This is a genomic window from Amycolatopsis sp. CA-128772 (assembly GCF_002904295.1).
Taxonomy (GTDB): domain Bacteria; phylum Actinomycetota; class Actinomycetes; order Mycobacteriales; family Pseudonocardiaceae; genus Amycolatopsis.
In genome coordinates, this window is the sequence record NZ_PPHG01000017.1 from 20,114 (window position 1) to 34,552 (window position 14,439).

General features: G+C 72.4%; 11 protein-coding genes. 5 read left to right on the top strand and 6 right to left on the bottom strand.

Going from position 1 to position 14,439, the window contains the following annotated elements:
- Nucleotides 1-92: 92 nt before the first annotated feature.
- Both C2L59_RS06815 and C2L59_RS06820 read right to left on the bottom strand, forming a co-directional pair.
- Entirely contained in the window at nucleotides 93-1,286 is a 1,194-nt protein-coding gene (locus tag C2L59_RS06815; protein ID WP_103348662.1) for a macrolide family glycosyltransferase, read from the bottom strand.
- 39 nt (nucleotides 1,287-1,325) lie between these two features.
- Nucleotides 1,326-1,994, bottom strand: coding sequence for a VC0807 family protein (locus tag C2L59_RS06820; protein WP_103348663.1), 669 nt, complete (start codon nucleotides 1,992-1,994; stop codon nucleotides 1,326-1,328).
- A gap of 300 nt (nucleotides 1,995-2,294) precedes the next feature.
- Between C2L59_RS06820 and C2L59_RS06825 the strand changes: the two genes are divergently transcribed.
- The 5 genes from C2L59_RS06825 to C2L59_RS50230 all read left to right on the top strand — a co-directional run bounded on the left by C2L59_RS06825 (nucleotide 2,295) and on the right by C2L59_RS50230 (nucleotide 7,135).
- The gene (locus C2L59_RS06825; protein ID WP_146060272.1) at nucleotides 2,295-3,608 is read left to right on the top strand and encodes a histidine kinase; all 1,314 of its coding nucleotides are present in this window, start codon (nucleotides 2,295-2,297) and stop codon (nucleotides 3,606-3,608) included.
- 65 nt (nucleotides 3,609-3,673) lie between these two features.
- Entirely contained in the window at nucleotides 3,674-3,931 is a 258-nt protein-coding gene (locus C2L59_RS06830; protein WP_146060273.1) for a hypothetical protein, read from the top strand.
- Nucleotides 3,932-4,092: 161 nt separating this feature from the next.
- A complete protein-coding gene (locus C2L59_RS06835; protein ID WP_233223308.1) occupies nucleotides 4,093-6,468 on the top strand; it encodes a beta-glucosidase in 2,376 nt (791 codons plus the stop codon).
- 137 nt (nucleotides 6,469-6,605) lie between these two features.
- On the top strand, nucleotides 6,606-6,806 hold the full coding sequence (locus C2L59_RS48620) for a helix-turn-helix domain-containing protein (RefSeq protein ID WP_233223309.1): 201 nt from the start codon (nucleotides 6,606-6,608) through the stop codon (nucleotides 6,804-6,806).
- Nucleotides 6,782-7,135 carry an IS3 family transposase gene (locus tag C2L59_RS50230; RefSeq protein WP_370444720.1) on the top strand — a complete coding sequence of 118 codons (354 nt, stop codon included), beginning with the start codon at nucleotides 6,782-6,784 and terminating at the stop codon, nucleotides 7,133-7,135. Before C2L59_RS48620 ends, C2L59_RS50230 begins: the two co-directional genes overlap by 25 nt.
- Before the next feature lie 159 nt (nucleotides 7,136-7,294).
- Here the strand turns inward: C2L59_RS50230 and C2L59_RS50030 are convergent, their stop codons facing one another.
- From C2L59_RS50030 to C2L59_RS06860, 4 genes are read right to left on the bottom strand one after another with little or no spacing between them, the layout of a single operon-like run.
- Nucleotides 7,295-8,515 carry a cytochrome P450 gene (locus C2L59_RS50030; RefSeq protein WP_103348667.1) on the bottom strand — a complete coding sequence of 407 codons (1,221 nt, stop codon included), beginning with the start codon at nucleotides 8,513-8,515 and terminating at the stop codon, nucleotides 7,295-7,297.
- Nucleotides 8,512-10,257 carry a non-ribosomal peptide synthetase gene (locus C2L59_RS06850; RefSeq protein ID WP_103348668.1) on the bottom strand — a complete coding sequence of 582 codons (1,746 nt, stop codon included), beginning with the start codon at nucleotides 10,255-10,257 and terminating at the stop codon, nucleotides 8,512-8,514. The genes C2L59_RS50030 and C2L59_RS06850 overlap by 4 nt, the downstream gene beginning before the upstream one ends.
- Nucleotides 10,254-13,025, bottom strand: a complete 2,772-nt coding sequence (locus tag C2L59_RS06855) for a condensation domain-containing protein (protein ID WP_103348669.1) — start codon at nucleotides 13,023-13,025, stop codon at nucleotides 10,254-10,256. Before C2L59_RS06855 ends, C2L59_RS06850 begins: the two co-directional genes overlap by 4 nt.
- Nucleotides 13,012-14,433: a methyltransferase gene (locus C2L59_RS06860; RefSeq protein WP_103348670.1), complete on the bottom strand. Its 1,422-nt coding sequence runs from the start codon at nucleotides 14,431-14,433 to the stop codon at nucleotides 13,012-13,014. The genes C2L59_RS06855 and C2L59_RS06860 overlap by 14 nt, the downstream gene beginning before the upstream one ends.
- Nucleotides 14,434-14,439 lie beyond the last annotated feature (6 nt).

Sequence of the window (14,439 nt, forward strand, 5' to 3'; positions counted from 1 at the left end):
AGTATGGACAGGAAGAGGTGAGGAAGGGCCGCGGTGCTGGGGGACAACCTCGGCCCTTCCCCACCGGCGGCTGGTTCTGCCGAACCAGCGGGTCAGGAAGCGTGTTTGAGGTGCCGCTCGAGCTCGTCGGCCGCGCGCGCCGCGCCACCGGCGGCGCGGACCCGCGCGCCCATCGCCGCGACCGCGGCGCGGATCCGCCCGTCGGCGGCCGTCGACCGCACGGCGGTGCGCAGCAGCTCGGGTGTCGGCTCCTGGCCGGCGAGGTTCGTGCCGAGGCCGAGCTCGGCGACCCGGTGGGCGACGGCGGCCTGCTCGACGCTCTGCGGCAGGGTGACCATCGGCGTGTCGAAGTACAGCGCCTCCATCGTCCCGCCCATGCCCGAGTGGGTGAGGAAAGCCGAGGCGTGCTCCAGCACCGTCAGCTGCGGCAGGTGGGCGTGCGCCTCGACGTTCGGCGGCAGCTCACCCAGCGTCGCCGGGTCGAGCGCGCCGATCGAAAGCACGACGTGCCAGTCCTCGCCGGTGAACGCCGTCACGACGGCGCGGAAGAACTCCGGCCGGTCGTTGAACGCCGTGCCGAGCGAGACCAGCAGCACCGGCCGCCCGTCCGACGGCGGTTGCCAGCCGCCCTGGTACGTCCGGTCGCCCAGGCACGGGCCGACGAACGCGAAGTGGTCGTCGAAGGTTTCGCCGTGGTACTGGAATTCCTTGGCCACGAAGGCGACCGCGAACTCTTCGCGGCCGATGGCGAAGTCGGCCGGCGAGATCGCCGGGACGCCGTGGGCCGCGGTCAGTGCGGCGATCTTCTCGCGGAAGGCGACGCGGGCGGGGTGTTCCTCGCTGAAACCGTTTTCCTCGCCGAGGAACTTGGCCAGCGACCAGTGGTCGTTGTAGGCGAAGGAGGGGAACAGCTCCACCGCGGGCACGCCCCACTTCGCGGCGAGCACACGCCCGGTGGCGTAGACCGTGCGGTCGTAGAGGATCAGATCCGGTACGTCGCCGGCGAACGCCGCCTCGAACACCGGGATCGTCGCGGTGCTTTCCATGACCAGCACCAGCGGCAGCCACGCGGCGAAGTCGGCGGGCGGGTCCTCGGTGCGCGGCTTCGGCGTCAACGAAGATTCGTAGCGCAGGACCTGCGCTCCGGTCGCCGCCACGAGGTCCGCGAACTGGTCCGTGGTGGCGAAGGTGACGCGGTGCCCGCGGCGGACCAGCTCGGCGGCGACGTCCAGCGTCGGCATGACGTGGCCGTACGCGGGGATGTTCAGCAGCGCGATGTGTGCCATGGGAAAGCTCCTCGGGGTGCGGTGGTCGGCCGGGGGCCCTCAGGCACGCAGGTCGTGCTTGCGGGTGTAGTAGGCCATGAAGCCGATGAGCCCGCCGAGGACCACGATCCACTGCACGGTCGTCACCAGGTTGATGTCGTCGAGCGGCAGCGTGTAGGCGAGCGCGACGCGGACGACCGCGTCCACGATCATGCCGACGCCGAAGACGACGGTCAGCAGGCGCAGCCCGTGGCGCATCTTCGGTTCGGTGTCCCAGCGGCGCTCCCACACCTCGGCGCCGGCGCCGCCGCGCTTGGTGCGCGCGATGCTGACCCCGGCGTGCAGGAAGAACGGCTTCTCGAAGAACAGCGTGATCAGCATCCAGATGCCGAACATCGCGGTGAGCCAGCCGTCCTTGGCGAAGAAGAACCGCGCGTCGCCCGAAATCAGCGAGACCGCGGTGCCGATGACCATCATCGTCACCATGAAGAGGCCGAGCCCGTCGATCTTGCGGTAGCGGGCGAAGACGTACACGGTCCGGACCACCGGGACGATGCCACCGATGATCGCGGCGGTCAACAGCGGGACACCGTTCTGGCGCAGGATGTAGTAGACGGCGAGCGGGACGATCAGGTCGAAGGCCGCGGAAGCGAACAGCGCCAGCCGCGGGTTGCGCGGTTCTCCGGGGGAGGCGGTGGCCGGGGTGCGTTGAATGCCGGTTTCGTTCATGGCTTGCTCCTGGTGGTTCGCGAGTTCGTTCTCGTGCGGAACGCCATTCGCTTGCGTCGTGGCGCTGCTCCGGTGACAACGGTAGTGTCGCGATACCGGTGGACGTGAGCCTGTTAGGCCGAACATAGGGGTATGGCTTCCTATACCCCTAGGAGTGGGCTGGGCCGATTGTCCGGTCCCCGGGACGCCGCCACACTGGAGTGACCTCGAGTGCGAGCGGGCCGGTCCGGCCCCCTGGAGACGATGGGGGACGCGATGAGCCGACCGGGAACACTCTCCCGCGGAGAGTATGATCTGGCGATGTCGACGATTCCCCGGCGCAGCGTCTCCGCCCTCCGGCGGGGGCTCGCCGGAATGGCGCGGCTGGTCGTTTTCGTGCTCTTCGCGGTGGTGCAAGTCGCCGTTCTCACCGTGCCCGCGCTGATCTGGCTGCCGGAATACGTCGCCGCCGCGGGACTGACCGTACTGGTCGCCATTCCCGCGTGCCGGCTGCTGCCGGCCCTTTCCCGCAAATGCGCGCCCGCGCTGCACGGCCGCCCGATCGAGTCGCCCTATCTCCCGTTGCCGGCGCTGGAACGCACGGAGAACGGCTGGTACTGGAACGGTTACGACTTCCACAAGTTCCGCTGGGTCTCCCTCGCCCAGCGGCGCGGCCGCTGGTTCTTCACCGACCCGGCGACCTGGCGAGACCTGTGCTGGCTGGTGGTCAACCCGCTGTCGGGCGGCCTGCTCGCCGCCGTCCCGGTCGCCCTCGCCGGCTTCGGGGCGTTCCTGCTGGTCGCGCCGCTGACCGCGGCGCACCTCGCGGCCGGGGCGTGGTACTTCCCGCTGCCGGTGGACACCCCGGCCGGGATCGCCGGGACCGTCGTCGCCGGGCTGGCGCTGCTCGTGCTGGGGCTGGTGGCCGCGCCGGGCGCGGTCGGCCTGCACGAGGCCTGGACGCGGTGGCTGCTGGCGCCGGACGAGCGGGCCCTGCTCGCGCGGCGCGTGGAGCGGCTGTTCGCGACCCGGGCCGCGGCGATCGACGCGCAGGCCGCCGAGCTGCGGCGGATCGAGCGTGACCTGCACGACGGCGCCCAGGCGCGGCTGATCGCGATCGGCATCTCGCTCGGCACCGCGGAGATGCTGCTCGACACCGACCCCGACGAGGTCCGGCGGCAGCTGGCCGGCGCGCGGGAGCTGTCCGCCGCCGCGCTGCGGGAACTGCGCGGGCTGGTGCACGGCATCCAGCCCCCGATGCTCGCCGACCGCGGCCTCGGCGCCGCGCTCGAGGACCTCGCGATGGACGCGCCGGTGCCCACCGACGTCGAGGTCGGGCTGATCGGCCGGCCCGACGCGGCCCTGGAGTCGGCCGTCTACTTTTCCGTGGCCGAACTGCTGGCCAACGCGGCCAAGCACGCGGCCGCCAAGCGCGTCCGGGTGCGCGTCACGCACCGGGCGGGCGCGTTGCAGGTCGTCGTCGCCGACGACGGCAAGGGCGGGGCCGACTTCGGCCGCGGGACCGGGCTCGCCGGCGTCCAGCGGCGGGTCGCGGCGTTCGACGGGATCGTGGAGTGCGTCAGCCCGCCGGGCGGGCCGACCGAAATCACCATCGTCATTCCGTATGCCGAATAACCGGGGGGATCAGCATGCGTCGCCGGATTGCCGGGTGCCTGTTCGCCGTGGTCACTTTCCTTACGGTGACCGGGTGTGACCATTTCGTGGACCTCGGGTGCGCGGAACGGTCCTGTCATTTCAACCTCGTCAGCGGTGGCAAAGTGGACCTCGGCGGCCAGGAGCTGAAGGTCCAGAAAATGGACAACAATTCCGTGACCTTCCTGACCGACGGCATCAGCGTCTCGCTGTTCCAGGGCGTCGATCTCGATTTCCTGGGGTACCACCTGCACCTCGGGGAGATCCGCGGCGGCGAGGCCAGCCTGGACGTCACGCGGAATTAGCCGCCGGGAGCCCCGTCCGTGCTGGTCAAGACAGGGGTTACGGTGCGTGCAACAGTCACCTAGGTTGGTCTCGATTGGACCAACAAGCGGCGGGGGTGACCCGCTCGCGGGTTTCTGGGGTGACTATGCGTAATGATCTTCTACGAACGCGCCCGCGCGCGGTGGCGGTCGTCCTCGCCGGCGTGCTGCTGACGTCCGGGCCGGCGGCCTCCGGTGCCGCGGCCGACCCGATCGCGAAGTTCTCGCCGAAGGTGCGCGGCCTCGTCGGCGAGCTGACCCTCGACGAGAAGCTTTCCCTGGTGCACGGCGGAAACGACCCGGACAGCGTCGGCGAGGCCGGGTACGTGCCGGGCGTGCCGCGGCTCGGGATCCCGTCGCTGCGGCTGGCCGACGGCTCCGCCGGCGTGCGCGTCGACAAGCCGTCGGTCGTCATGCCGGCACCGGTTTCGCTCGCGTCCAGCTTCGACGAGTCGCTCGCCACGCGCTACGGCGCCGGGGTCGGCCGCGAGGCCCGCGCGCTGGGCACCGACGTGCTGCTGTCCCCGATGGTCAACACCATCCGCATCCCCTACGGCGGCCGGAATTTCGAGACCTTCAGCGAGGACCCGCTGCTGACGTCGCGGATGGCCGGGGCCGAGGTGCGGGGCATCGCCGGCCAGGGCACCATCCCGGTCGTCAAGCACCTGGCCGGGAACAACCAGGAGAACGACCGGCAGACGATCGACGTCCTGATGGACGACCAGACGCTGCACGAGGTCGAGCTGCCCGGCTTCGAGGCCGCCGTGAAAGCCGGTGCGGGCGCGGTGATGTGCTCGTACAACAACCTCAACGGGCCGTCCGCGTGCGCGAACCCGGACCTGCTGACCGGCATCCTGCGCGAGCAGCTGGCGTTCCAGGGCTGGGTGATGTCGGACTGGCGGATGTCGCTGACGCCCGGCAGCCTGCCGCTGGGGCTCGACCAAGAAATGCCGGGCGGGACGTACTTCGGCGACCAGCTCAAGGCCGCCCTCATCGCGGGCACCATCCCGCAGTCCGCTTTGGACACGGCCGTCGGCCGCATCCTGAGCCAGCTGGACCGCTTCCACCTGCTCGGCCACCCGGCCCGGCCGTCCCGCGACCTCGCCGGGCTGACGGCGACCGCGCAGGACGTCGCCCAGGCCGGCGCGGTCCTGCTGCGTAACGAAAAGGCGGCGTTGCCGCTGAGCGCCGCGCGTTCGGGCAAGGTGGCGGTCATCGGCTACAACGCGAAGACGCCGAAGCTCAACGGCGGCGGCAGTTCGCACGTGCTGCCGTCGGCCACCCCGGCCGCGCCGCTGGACCTCGTCAAGCAGCGCGCGGGCAGCACCACGACGTACACCCCGGGCTACGACCCGGCGGGCGAGGTCGTGCCGGCCGGCGCGCTGTCGCCGGCCTTCACCCAGGGCGGCGGGCTGCCGGCCGGTGCGGAGGGCGTGTTCTACAACGGCACGATCTCCGCGCCGAGCGAGGGCGACTACAGCATCCAGCTGCAGTCGACCGGGGGCGGCGGGTTCCTCCAGGTGGACGGGACGGCGAGCGGCCTGTTCGGCGATTCCATCGCGGCGGGCTACACCGGGATCACCGTGCACCTGACCGCGGGGCCGCACACGCTGCTGCTGTACGGGTTCGCGGACTTCGTCAACCCGCTGAAGGTCAGCCTGCACTGGATCACCCCGGCCGCGGCGCAGGCGAAGATCGCCCAGGCGGTGGCGGCGGCCAAGGCGGCCACCACACCGGTCGTGTTCGCCTACGACGACAGCTCCGAGGGGCTCGACCGGCCGGACCTGTCGCTGCCGGGCTACCAGGACGAGCTGATCGACGCCGTCGCCGCGGCGAACCCGCGCACGGTCGTGGTGCTGAACACCGGGTCGGCGGTGAAGATGCCGTGGCTGGCCAAGACGGCCGCGGTGCTGGAGATGTGGTACCCGGGCCAGAAGGGCGCCGAGGCGACGACGGCGTTGCTGTACGGCGACGTCAACCCGCAGGGCAAGCTCACGCAGACGTTCCCGGTGGACGAAGCCCACACGCTCGTCAGCGGTGGCGCGGGGCTGTACCCGGGGCAGGACGGCCAGGTGCGCTACACCGAGGGCGTCGACATCGGCTACCGCTGGTACGCCGGCCACAAGACGGCCCCGCTGTTCCCGTTCGGCTTCGGGCTTTCGTACACGACGTTCGCCTACAGCGGCCTGACGGCGGCGAACGCCACCGACGGGGGCCTGGACGTGAAGGTGACGGTCCGCAACACGGGCACCCGCACGGGCACGGAGGTGGCCCAGGTGTTCGTCGGCCCGAGCCCGGAGGTGACGGCCCCGCAGCCGCCGACGGCGTTGGGCGGCTACGCGAAGGTGACGTTGTCTCCCGGTGCCTCCCGGACTCTGACGATCCACGTCGACCCGCGCCAGCTGTCCTATTGGGACGCGACGGCGAAGGCGTGGAAGCGCGGAGCAGGTACGCGCGCGATCCAGGCGGGGTCGTCCTCGACGTCGCTGCCGCTGAGCACCCGGGTCGCGGTGCGCTGACGGGCATCACGCGTGTGCTCAGGGGCATCACGTGTGATGGGCGGGGCATCAGGCTGATGCCCCGCCAGTCGCGTGGAGTTGTCCCGTGGGGTCGGACACCTTGATTCCAGACAGTGTTCTGGAGGGAGGATGTCCTGGTGTCTCGCAGGTCGATCGCCCGCGAACTCGGGGTCAACCACGAAACCCTGCGCTCCTGGGTCAACACCGCCACACAGGCCGCCGAAGCCGGCCTGCCGGCGGCGGATCCCGCGGGATCACCTCGATCCACGCCGAGTACCGCGGCGCCTACGGCGTCCCGCGGATCACCGCCGAACTGCACCGCCGCGGCCACCTGGTGAACCACAAACGGGTCGAGCGGCTCATGCGCGAAAACGGATTGACCGGGATCACCCGCCGCAAACGCCGCACCACCACCCGCCCCGCGGCCGGGCCGGTCGCTCCCGCTCTACCTGGCCACCGTGACCGACCTGCACACCCGGGAGGTCGTCGGGCACGCCATGGCCGAGCACATGCGCACCGACCTGGTCTGCCAGGCGATCGACCTCGCGGCCGCCCGCGGTCCTGTCCAGCCCGACGCGGTTTTCACTCCGACCGCGGCGTCCAACACACCTTGCCGATCTCGGTTTTGAACGTGGCGAAGAAGGCTTCGGCGACGGTGTTGTCGTAGCAGGACCCGACCCGCCCCACCGACGGCCGGATCCGCTGTTGGGCGAGAGCGGTGCGGAACTGGCTGGATCTGGTCACGGATGATGCTTCCTGGATCACGGATCCGGGCATCACGAAACGGCCGGCGCCCGGAGGGGTGCCGGCCGTTTCCTCGTGCTCGTCAGCCGTTCGTCACCGGGAGGTGGCGGAGGCCGCGGATGATTGCCGAGCGGCGGCGGTCGGCGGGGGCCGTCTGGTGCAGGTTCGGCAGGCGGGTCGCCAGGACGCGGAACGCCACCTCCGCCTCCAGGCGGGCCAGCGGCGCGCCCAGGCAGTAATGCGAGCCGCCCGAGAACGAGAGGTTGTCCGGTGTGGTGGGGCGGGTGAGGTCGAAGTGGTCCGGGTCGGACCACACCTGGGGGTCGCGGTTGCAGCCCGCCGTCAGGATCACCACCGCCGTGTCCGCGGGGATCACCGTGTCACCGACTGAGACATCCACTGTGGACACCCGGCTCGACTGCTGGACCGGCGCTTCGAACCGCAGCGACTCCTGGACCGCCTGCGGGGCCAGGTCCGGGTCCGCCACCAGCTTCTCCCACTGGTCCCGCCGCGCCAGCATGGTCTTCACGCCGACGCCGATGAGGTTCACCGTCGACTCCGCGCCGGCCAGGGTGAGCAGCTGGCACAGCGACACCAGTTCGTGCGTCGACAGCCGGTCCTCGGCGCGCGCGGTGAGCAGCGTGCTGATTGCGTCGTCGCCCGGGTGGGCCAGGCGCAGCTCCATCAGCTCGGTGAACAGCGCGTCGAGTTCGTCCAGCGACCGCTGGACGGCCGTGATGTGCTCCACCGAGGTGATCTCGTCGAAGATCGAGCCGAACTTCGGGCCGTGTTCGAGGTAGCGGCTCAGGAACGGCTCGGGGATGTCGAAGATGGTGGCGACGACGGTGACGGGGATGAGGTCGGCGAACGCCGTCATCAGGTCGAACTCCCGGCCGGTGTCGACGCGGTCGAGCAGCTCGTGGCAGATCGCCGTCAGCCGGTCGCGGAAGCCGGCGATCGCCTTGGGGCCCAGGAACGGCGTGGCCAGCTTCCGCAGCCGTGCGTGGTCGGCGCCGTCGGCTCCGAGCATCGAGTTGTCGAACGTGGTGATCACCGGGCTGATCGGCGTGCCGTCGGACTTGAGGACGCCGAACCGGCGGTCCCGCAGCACCTTCGTGGCCGTCGCGTGGTCGACCGTCGTCCACGCCCCGAGCTCGCTGCGGTGCAGCGGGCCCTTCGCGCGGATCCGTTCGTAGAGCGGGTAGGGATCCTCCGGGCCGCGCAGCAGCAGCGCCAGGGGGTCGCCGAGTTCGCCGAGGGTCCACAGCACCCGCATCTGCGTGGTCATGTCCTGGACCGTCATGCCGGCTTCCCCGCGGTGATCAGCCCGGCCACCCCGCGCACGGTCGGCGCCTCGAAGACCTGGGAGATCCGCAGCTTCACGCCGAGGTCGCGGCTGATCCGCGAGCACAGCTGGGCCGCGGACAAGGAGTTCCCGCCCTGCCGGAAGAACGAGACGTCGGTGGCGATGGACGGCACGCCGATGATCTCACGCAGGATCTCCGCCACGGCGGCTTCGGTTTCCGACAGCGGCAGGCCGTCCGCAGGTGCGGCCGCCGTCCGCAGCCGGGCGGCGAGCTCGGCCAGCGCGCGGCGGTCCACCTTCCGGTCTTCCAGCACGGGCAGCCGTTCCAGCCGTTGCACGAGCGCGGGCACCAGGTAACCGGGCAGCCGCTCGGCCAGGTGGGTCCGCAGCTCGTCCTCGTCCGGCGCACCGGTGTAGCACAGGAAGAGGTCCTCGTAAGCGCCGTCGGCGCCGGTCACCGGCACCACCGCGCACGCGCCGACCCCGGGCACGCGGCCGGCGTTCTGCTCGACGTCGTCGAGTTCGATTCGGTGGCCGCGGATCTTGACCTGGCGGTCGGCGCGGCCTTCGAAGTGCAGCAGGCCGTCGGCGGTCCGGCGGCCGAGGTCGCCGGTGCGGTACACGCGCTCCGGCCCGGACGGCAGGGAAACCGTGACGAACTTCCGCGCGGTGAGGTCCTCGTCCTCGAAGTACCCCAGCGCGAGTCCCCGGCCACCCAGGCAGATTTCGCCGACGTCGCCCGGCCGGTCGCCGTCGAGGAGGTACACCTGGGTGTGGGGCAGGGAAAGCCCGAGCGGCACCTCGGAGCGGTCCTGCGGCCGTACGCGGTGGCAGGTGGCCGCGACGCTCGACTCGACCGGGCCGTACATGTTGTACAGCGGGATGTCCGGGTACGCCTCGAGGAACCGGGCCGCGTGCCGAGCCGAGAGCTTCTCGCCGCCGGTGCCGACCGCGCGCAGGCCGGCGAAGGCGTCGAGGTCGTTGTCGACCATGCTGTGGAACACCGCGGTGGGCGGGAAGATCGTGGTGACGCCGTGGATCGCGATCAGGTCACGCAGTTTCGTCGCCAGCTCGAGGGTGTCTTCGAGCAGGACCAGGGTGCCGCCGTTGAACAGCACGCCCCAGGAGTCGAGGCCGAAGGCGTCCCACGTCGCCGCGAGCGCCTGCGGCATGACCACGCCGGAGTCCAGCGGGGTGAACAGCCAGTCGTCGAACAGCCGGACGTTGCCGCGGTGCGCGGTGACCACGCCCTTCGGCGTCCCGGTGGTCCCGGAGGTGAAGAAGACCGCGCAGGGATCGTCGGTGCCGACGTCCACCGCGCCCGGGCGGGCGCCCGGGATCGGCTGCGACGGCGGCGACCACACCGACGGCCAGGAGGTACCGCGCTCGGCGGCGACCACCGGCCCGCCGAGGTGCTCGATCAGCTCGCCGAGCCGGCTCGGCGGCCACCGCAGGTCCAGCGCGGCGTACGCGGCCCCGCACTTGAGCACCGCGAGCAGCGTCGCGAAGAGCTCGGGGGAGCGGGGCAGCAGCACCGGCACGATCGAGCCGCGTTCGACGCCGCGGGCCTGCAGCTCGGCCGCGTAGGCGTCGGCGAGTCCGGCCAGCTCGCGGTAGGTGGTGTCCCGGCCGCGGTGGTGCAGCGCGGTGCGGCCGGGCCACCGCGAAGCGCACCACTCGAACAGGCCGTGCATGGTCTCGGCCCGCTGGAACGGTGCCGGGGTGGAGGACGTGGTCATCGGGTGCTCCCCGCGATGAGCTCCGCCAGCGCGGCCGGCGTCGGGTGGGCGAAGGCGGCGGACAGCTTCAGCCGGATCCCGGTCCGCTTCTGGATCCGCTGGACGAGCTGGGCGGCCAGCAGCGAATGCCCGCCACTGGCGAAGAAATTGGTGTCCGGGGTGACGTCGGCACACTTAAGCAGCTCGGCGAACATCGCCACCACGGCACTGGTCGTGGCGTCGGAGGCGGCTTCGGCGGGCGCCGCCGGCGGCGGCCCGGCCGTGGCGGCCAGCTCGGCGACGGCGGCCCGGTCCACCTCGTGCGCGGCCGTCTCGGGCAGCGCGTCGACCCGCAGGTACCAGGCCGGACGCGCCCGCGGCGGCAGGACTGCCTCGGCGTGCCGGGCCAGCTCGGCGGCGAGTCGCGGCTTGTCCGGCGCCTGTACGACGGCGACCAGGTCCTCGGCGCCGGGCCGCAGGGTCACCGCGGCCGCGACGACGTCGGTGTGGGTGGTCAGGGCGTCCTCGACGGTCGCCAGGTCGACCCGGGTGCCGCCGAAGGTGAGCTGGCGGTCCAGGAAGCCGTGGACGTGCAGGGAGCCGTCGGTGCGCCAGTGCGCGAGCACGCCGGTGGCGGTGCCCAGCCTCAGTTCACCGCGCACGCCCAGCGGCAGCCGCCGCCCGTCCGGCGCGACGACGTAGGCGTCGAGACCCGCGGCCGGCACGCCGTCGGTCAGCACCCAGCGGCCTCCGGCGGAAAACACCGTGTGGACGTCGGCGCCGAGCGCGCGGAGGGTGCGGACGAGCGGCCCGGGCGCGGGTTCGGCGCCGATCAGCGCGGTGCGGCCGCCGACGGCCTCGCCGAGCTGCTCGGCCACGCGGGCCCAGACCAGCGGGGTGGCGTGCACGACGCCGATGTCGTGCCGGGTGAGCAGCCCGGCGAGCAGGTGGCCGTCGGTGCGGGCCGCGTCGGGCGCCACGACCAGCGGCACGCCGTTGGTCAGGGCCAGGAGCAGCTCCGGGACGCTGGCGGACAGCCACAGCACCGGCCGGGAGGCCACCGGGACCGGCCGGACGGAGTCGGCGAGCTCCCGGTGGGTCACGCCGGGGAGCGCTTGGCTGTCCGGGGACACGGCCGCGGCGCCGGGGTCGACGGCCACCGTGACGGCGTAGGAAATTTCTTCGGCGCCCAGCACGATTTTCGCCGCGGAGGGTGAAGTCGTGACGGTGGCGCCGGCCAGCCAGCTGCCGAGGATCGCCGCCGCGAAGGCCGGGCCGCGCGGGGCGGTCACGGCGACGACGTCACCCGGCCCGGTCCCGGCGTCGGCCAGCCGGGTCGTGACCGCGGCCGCGGCGCGCCAGAGATCCCGGTAGGACGTGGTGCTCTCGTCGGTCACGATCGCCGGCGCGCCGGGGTTCCCGGTGATCTGCCGGGCGATCGCGGTGAGGACGGTGTCCGTTCCGGCGGGCTCGCCGGCGGCGTCGAGGACGGCGTGGTCGGTGGCGCCCCAGCCGTCCAGTTCGCGCAGCGGCCGGTCCGGGGCGCTCGCCGCCGCGACGAGCAGGGCGTCGTAGCGCTCCAGCAGCAGCTCGACCTCGCCGCGGTCGAGCACCTCGGCGCCGTAGACCGCCTTGACGCGGCTTTCCTCCGCCGAGGGCAGGATGACGAACTCGAGGTCGAACTTGCTGTGCCCGGGGTCGACTTCGACGACCTCCGCGGGCGCGCCGCCGAGGCTCGTGGCCGCCCGGCCGCCGAAGGGCAGGTAGTTGAAGACGTGCCGGAACATCGTGGTGCGCCAGGACGAACCGGCGCGCTCGACCTCCGGCAGGAGGACGTCCATCGGCACGTCCGCGTGCGCGATCGCCTCGAAGAACAGATCGCGCACCCGGCGGCTGAACGCCCGGAACGTCTCGGCCGGGTCGATCCGCACCCGCAGCGGCACGATGTTGACGTGGTAACCGATCGCGCGCTGGGCCTGCTGGCTGCGGACGTTCACCGGGAAGCCGACGGCGAGGTCGGGGCCGGCGCCGTGGGCGTGCAGCAGCAGGTAGTAGGCGGCCAGCAGCACGACGACGTCGGGGGCCTTGAGCTCCTTCTGCAGCGCGGTGACGACGTCCTTGGCCGCGGCGGAGAACGGGCGGACGAGCTGCTCGCCGCGCAGCGTCGGCTGTGCGCTTTCCTGGCCGCCGCACCAGAGACCGGGGCCGCCGGAGTCGAAGTCCCGCAGGTGCTCGCGCCAGAAGGCGAGGCTTTCCGGCTTCGGCTCGGACTCCGGCCAGAGCGGGACGGGCGGGCCGGCGTCCGGGAGGTCACCGGCGAGCACCGCGTCGTAGGCGGCGGCGAGCTCCTCCAGGAAGATCGACATCGACGTGCCGTCGAAGACGAGGTGGTGCACGGCCACGCCGATGGAGTCGTGTTCGGGGCCGTGGAACAGGCCGACGCGCAGCAGCGGCGATCCGTCCAGGGTGAACGGCCGGGTGATCAGCTCCCGCAGGGCGCTGTCGACGTCGGTGCTCTCCGAACCTTCGAGGCGGATCGGGAAGGACGTGCGCACCGACTTGGTGAGCCGGGTGTCGTCGGCGTGGAAGACCGTCCGCAGGGCGTCGTACCGGCGCACCAGCTGCGCGACGGCCTCCTGCAGGACGGCCCGGTCCAGCCGGCCCGCCACCCGCAGCGCGACGCCCGGCACGTTGTTGACGCCTTCGCCGGGCACCAGCCGTTCGAGCAGCCAGAGCCCTTCTTCCTTGCGGGTCGCCGGAATCCGCGGCGTCCCCTCAGCGGTCGGCATGTCCGGTCCCTTCGGGAAGGTCTTCGACGGTGACGAAGGCGTGCGGAACCGCCTCGGCGGGCAGCCGCGCGGCCAGGTAGGCCCGCAACTCGGCGACGAACGTGCTCGTCTTCGCGGCGCGCGAGGGCGCGTTCGCGTACGCGGTGAACGGCAGCCCGGGCGTGGCGGCCGAAGCGGGCACGGTGACCGGCTCGCGGGTGTACACGACGTCGACCAGGCCGGGGCCCTCGGCCGACCACGTCACCGCGGCCTGGTACCCGCGCCGGCGGCCGATCTCGTGGAGGTCCTCCGGGTCCGGCGCGGTCACGGCGGCGGGCGCGGTGCCGGTGTCCAGCTTGGCCAGGGCGGCCAGCTCGCGGGCGACGCGGCCGTTGGGCACGCCGGTGATCCGCGCGGACGGCGGACGCCGGTCGCTCAGCAGCGCCTCCAGCGCAGCCGGGTCCCAGGCCAGCGTGTGCGCGGGCTCGGCGGTCTCCGCGGGTTCCTTGCGCAGCACGGCGTCGTAGCGGTGCCGGCTCAGCTCGTTGTGGTGGCGGGCCCGTTTCAGCCGGACGTCCGCCGCCGCGATCCCGGGCAGCGACGCGGCCAGCGCGGGGAAGAAGTCCGGGTCCACGAGCAGTTCCTTCTCCTCGAGGACGCTGTTTTCGAGCAGTTCCCGTGCGGTGTCCGGAGAAGCGGCCAGCTCGCCGGCCAGCACGGCGGCGCGGAAGGCCCGCAGCAGCCGCAGGTTCCGCACGTCGCCGACGAACACCGCGCCGCCGGGCACGACCAGCGCGGCCGCCTGGCGCAGGACGTCGGCCAGGTAGCCGATGCCGGGGAAGTACTGGACGACGGAGTTGACGACCACGGTGTCGAAGTGGCCGGCCGGCAGCCCGGAGAAGTCCGTGGCTTCGCGGTGGTGCAGGGTGACGTGGGCCAGCGCGGGATCGGCGGCGACCTGCCCGGTGAGCGTCTCGATCACCGTCGCCGAGAAGTCCGTCGCCACGTAGTCTTCGCACGCCGGCGCGAGCCTGGCCATCAGCAGGCCGGTGCCGACGCCGATCTCCAGCACCCGCCGCGGCCGCAGCGCCCGGATCCGCTCGACGGTGGCGTCCCGCCACTCCCGCATCTGCGCGAGCTCGATCGGCAGCCCGGTGTAGGTGCTGTGCCAGCCCACGAAGTTCTCGCCGAGCCCGCCGGCCTCGGGCAGCTCGCCGTAGACCCACTCGTAGATGAGCTGCCACTCGTCGACGCGCGCGCGGTCGTCGCCGTCCTCGGCGACCGGGTCCCGGGGCACGACGTGGGCGACGAGCCGCCCGGTCCCGGGCTCGCGGGTGACGCCGGCCCGCGCGACCCCGGGGTGCCCGGCGAGCGCGGCTTCGGCTTGGCTTTCCGTGCCGGTGCCCAGACCGGTCGGTGACGTCGGCATCAGCTC

Excerpts from the sequence above, each read along its gene's own strand:
- C2L59_RS06815 (WP_103348662.1), bottom strand. The coding sequence starts at position 1,286 with ATGGCACACATCGCGCTGCTGAACATCCCCGCGTACGGCCACGTCATG.
- C2L59_RS06820 (WP_103348663.1), bottom strand. The coding sequence starts at position 1,994 with ATGAACGAAACCGGCATTCAACGCACCCCGGCCACCGCCTCCCCCGGA.
- C2L59_RS06825 (WP_146060272.1), top strand. The coding sequence starts at position 2,295 with ATGTCGACGATTCCCCGGCGCAGCGTCTCCGCCCTCCGGCGGGGGCTC.
- C2L59_RS50030 (WP_103348667.1), bottom strand. The coding sequence starts at position 8,515 with ATGACGGTCCAGGACATGACCACGCAGATGCGGGTGCTGTGGACCCTC.
- C2L59_RS06850 (WP_103348668.1), bottom strand. The coding sequence starts at position 10,257 with ATGACCACGTCCTCCACCCCGGCACCGTTCCAGCGGGCCGAGACCATG.
- C2L59_RS06855 (WP_103348669.1), bottom strand. The coding sequence starts at position 13,025 with ATGCCGACCGCTGAGGGGACGCCGCGGATTCCGGCGACCCGCAAGGAA.
- C2L59_RS06860 (WP_103348670.1), bottom strand. The coding sequence starts at position 14,433 with ATGCCGACGTCACCGACCGGTCTGGGCACCGGCACGGAAAGCCAAGCC.